This window comes from Caldalkalibacillus thermarum, assembly GCF_014644735.1.
Taxonomy (GTDB): Bacteria; Bacillota; Bacilli; order Caldalkalibacillales; family Caldalkalibacillaceae; genus Caldalkalibacillus; species Caldalkalibacillus thermarum.
The window spans coordinates 1-4,378 of sequence record NZ_BMKZ01000080.1; the positions used below are offsets into that span (position 1 = coordinate 1).

Annotated in this window: 2 protein-coding genes, 1 rRNA gene and 1 pseudogene; 3 read left to right on the top strand and 1 reads right to left on the bottom strand. The window is 47.3% G+C overall.

Translation table 11 applies throughout. The features are described from left to right. A partial coding sequence (locus IEW48_RS16165) for an IS256 family transposase (RefSeq protein WP_188624656.1) occupies positions 1 to 1,144 on the bottom strand: 1,144 nt, incomplete at its 3' end. Between the two features lie 114 nt (positions 1,145 to 1,258). Here IEW48_RS16165 and IEW48_RS16170 point away from each other — a divergent pair. From IEW48_RS16170 to IEW48_RS16180, 3 genes and pseudogenes are all read left to right on the top strand, one after another. After that, positions 1,259 to 1,993: pseudogene (locus tag IEW48_RS16170) on the top strand (RNA-guided endonuclease InsQ/TnpB family protein). Between the two features lie 638 nt (positions 1,994 to 2,631). Next, the gene (locus IEW48_RS16175; RefSeq protein ID WP_188624657.1) at positions 2,632 to 3,927 is read left to right on the top strand and encodes a transposase; all 1,296 of its coding nucleotides are present in this window, start codon (positions 2,632 to 2,634) and stop codon (positions 3,925 to 3,927) included. A 384-nt stretch (positions 3,928 to 4,311) separates the two neighbouring features. Beyond that, a 16S ribosomal RNA gene (locus IEW48_RS16180) occupies positions 4,312 to 4,378 on the top strand; the annotation flags it as partial.

Sequence of the window (4,378 nt, forward strand, 5' to 3'; positions counted from 1 at the left end):
GCTCGAGGGCTTCATGCGCTTCGGCAAATCCTCGCAACTTTCGCCCTGCCCATTTCTCATTAAAATCTTGAATGGTCAAATACACGATTTTTTCAGCGGCTTCTAAACTATTCAAACTGTTCATCGGCTTTAGACGTTTCCGAATCTCCTTAATCGTTCGTTCGATGGCATTCGTCGTGTAAATCACACTTCGAATACTGCTTGGATCATCCATAAATGTAAGGAGGACATCCAACTCATTGGCCCAAGATTGAACTTCTCTTGGATATTTGCTGGACCATTTCGACTCAAACTGTTGAAACATCTGTAATGCCATCTCCTTATTCGGCGCGCGATAAATCAGCTTGAGGTCCTCTGCCACTTCGAATTGATCTTTTTTCCGAACACGATTTAAGGTATTACGTACTTTGTGAATGACACAACGCTGCACATCGGCTTTCGGATAAACCGCCTTAAAGGCTTCCTCCAACCCCGGTAGTCCATCGAATACGCCCAGAAGCACTTCCTTGACGCCTCTTTGATAGAGGTGTTGAAGAATTTCCTGCCATATATAGGCGCTTTCTTGTCCTCCCACAAAGAAATCAAGGATTTCGCGATATCCTTCTTCGTTCACCCCTAACACCACATAAATGGCTTCTTTCTCCACGGTTTCGCGACGAAGTTTTACGTATAAACCATCCAAATATAAGACGGAATAACGCTTGTGCAGTGGACGAGCGTGCCATTTCTCGATGTCTTCCTTCACGACATCGGTAATACGGCTGATCGTTGCAGGAGAATAGGCATTGCCTAAAATTCGTTCAATAAACATGCCAATTTCACGCGTGCTCATGCCACTTTGGTACATCCTAATGATTGCTTCCTCCAGCCAGCCCGTGTGCCGTTGGTAAGGGGCAAACAACTGTGTTTGAAATTCCCCGTTTCGGTCTCTTGGAACCAAAAGACCCTCAATCCGGCCATATTGCGTATCTAGATTTCGTTGATAGTAGCCGTTTCTCATATTCGGCGTTCCAGCCTGTTCGATTTCGAGGAAATTTTTGATTTCTTCCCGCATGATCAGTTCTAATTTTTCCTTTACAAACTGACGAATGACACTTTCCAGTTGATTTGCCCAGTCGACATTCGGTATACTTCTTTTAGACATAGGTAGGGTACTCCTTTCTCTAAGATTTTTGNATACATCATCTTTGATGTAGCCTTAATATGATGGTTGTGGTAAAATAAAATCAAACAAACGTTCGTGTTACGGGCGGGTGATGTGAATATGGCCAACAAAGCCTACAAATTCCGTCTGTACCCAACACAAGAATAGGAACAACTGCTTGCCAAAACGTTCGGTTGCGTCCGTTTCGTCTACAACAAAATGCTTGAGGAACGTCAACACATCTATGACACGTTCAAAGACGAACAGTCGTATACCACAAACATAGTCAATGGCAACATGAAGCTTGCTGATGGCTATATCAAGCTACCCAAACTGAAATGGATCAAGATCAAACAACACCGTGACATACCGCCACACCACATGATCAAGTCCTGTACGATCACGAAAACGAAAACAGGAAAATACTTCATCTCCATTCTGACTAAGTATGAACACCAACCGTTGCCAAAAGAAATAGAAAACGTTGTTGGGCTCGATTTTTCCATGAATACGTTGTATGTCGATAGCGAGGGTAAGAGAGCCAATGATCCTCGATTCTATCGGCAAGCCTTGGAAAAACTGGCTCAAGCTCTCCATTTTGGTCAAAGCGTACATGACAACGGCTGGGGCCTGTTCACCTCTTTCCTTCAATACAAGTTAGCAGAACAGGGAAAGCAGCTGATCAAAATCGACAAATGGTTCCCCTCATCCAAAACGTGTTAACATTGTGGACGGGTGAAGGCATCTCTGTCTCTCGCAGAACGCCAGTTCCGTTGTGTATGCGGTTTTGTGGCAGACAGAAACACCAACGCTGCCATCAATATCAAAAAGGAAGGTCTGAACAGTTAGGGACTGCCTGACTGGACCTCGAACCGTGGGGCACACGGGGATCGCTCGGTCAACTTCCCATCATGAGATGGGATTACCCGAGAAGCCCCCACCTCTAAGCGTTAGCGTAGGTGGTGGGAGTATGTCACGAGCAATATGGTTTTGGCCTTGTGAGCGATATTTGCTTGCAAGGCATTTTATATTGTGTAGCGAAATATGACACATTGCCTGCCACGAATTATTTGGAAAAAATTCATATTGAAATTGTTGTGGGCGTATGATATATTACTCTTTGCCGTTGCGACAGCAGCACGTGATTCAGTTAAAATGGTGATGCTGTAAAACCACCAAAAAGACCATCGAAACAAATAAGACCATTAAAAATGGAGCATGATGGAACAGCCATCATTCGCTTGAATCAATCTGAAGAGCTAATTGCGATGTTCGGGAAACCAGACGGGACAAGGGATGAGAGACACAGGAAAATAAATTTTACCCCACACCATTCTTAAAAATCAGGACTTTAACAGATGAAATCTCGTACGCCAGAAAAAATTGACCCCACCAAATCAAGCACAAAAAAGAAAACAGGTAAATCCTCCCTATGGTAAAATAGAGTTGACCAAAAAAACTCATAAAACCAAAGGAGGTTTACCTGTATGGCCATTATACCACAACTCAGCCTGTTTGGGTGGGAAGAAATCGAAGAATTAGGGGATTTGGAACGTTTGCGCCTGGTCATGGAAGCCATGCCCGATGAGAAATTGATGCAAACCCTCGAAACCGAACGCAAGCAAGGACGAAACGACTATCCCATCCGGGCCATGTGGAACTCAATATTAGCCGGGATTGTCTTTCAGCACGAAAGCATTGAAAAACTGCGCAGAGAACTGGCCCGCAATGGGCAGCTGAGGCACCTGTGCGGCTTTCAGGGGCAAGTGCCGTCATCCTGGGCATACACCCGGTTTTTCAAAAAACTCCTCCACCATGCCGACCTCATCCAAGCCATGTTTGACTCACTCGTTCAGGAACTGCGAAAGCTTCTGCCGGACTTTGGGAAACACCTGGCCATCGATTCCAAAGCCATTCCCTCCTACGCCCGGCACAAAACCCGCAACAGGACACCTGACGGACGGCGGGACACTGAGGCCACTTACGGCGTCAAAACCTACCGCGGAGTAAAAGAAGATGGAACCCCCTGGGAGAAAGTCGTGCGCTGGTTCGGCTACAAACTGCATCTCATCGTCGATGCCGTCTATGAACTGCCGGTCCATTTCAGCCTCACCCCAGCCCACGTGGCGGACATCACCGAAGCCCACCGGATGATCGACCACCTGGAAGAGAGCCGCCCCGAGATGTTAGAGCACGCGGAGACCTTGGCGGCTGACAAAGCCTATGACGACACCAAACTGATCCGGCGTCTGTGGGACGACCATCAAATCAAGCCGGTCATAGACATCCGCAACAGCTGGAAAGATGGCGAATCCACCCGTTCCTTCACCAAGTGGGAAAACGTCGTCTATACCTACAAAGGGGAAGTCTATTGTGTCTGCCCGGTGACGGGTAAAGAGCGAACCATGACCAATGGCGGGTTTGAGAAAGGCCGGAACACCTTAAAAAAGCGCTGTCCGGCCAAACAATACGGCATCTCATGTCAGGGGATGAGCCAATGTTCGGTGGCCCAGGGGATTCGCATTCCCTTAGCCGAAGATCGAAGAATCTTCACCCCGATCGATCGGTCCAGTTACGCCTGGGAAAAAGCCTACCGCCGCCGGACAGCGGCCGAGCGGGTCAACAGTCGGTTGGACTGTACGTTTGGCTTGGAGAAGCATACCATCCGTGGGGAACAAAAAATGAGGGTACGGTGCGGTCTGGCCTTATGCGTCATGTTGGCGATGGCGGTAGGACGGATCAAAGCGAATCAGGCGGAGAAGATGCGCAGTCTGGTGGCCTAAGATTGAACCAGGCCGACGATCCCCATGTGAATAAACGACGTCACACAGCAATCCACAGATCGACAGATGTGGATAACAGGCTACGTCTGTCCTTTTTTAGAAGAGATCCCCGTCTGATGACAGGTCCCTCTCTCTCAAAGGGCTCAAATGGCCTTCTTAAAACCGTTGATGTGCTTAATTGGCTGTCCATCTTCTTTGACTGTAAGAGAAAAAAGGTTACATCGCAAAAAGCTCCTGAAAATTATCTATTGACACGATGGATCACATGTGCTATATTAAAAAACGTCGCTTCGGGAAGGATATGCGACTTTAAATCTTGTGTTTGAGAACCTTGAAAACTGAACAAAGCACAAGCGTGCGTGGCTCATTCCTTTGGGATGAGTTTTGATGGAGAGTTTGATCCTGGCTCAGGACGAACGCTGGCGGCACGCCTAATACATGCAAGTCGAGC

Bases quoted from the DNA above. Each gene is read 5' to 3' on its own strand.
- IEW48_RS16175 (WP_188624657.1), top strand. From the start codon at position 2,632: ATGGCCATTATACCACAACTCAGCCTGTTTGGGTGGGAAGAAATCGAA.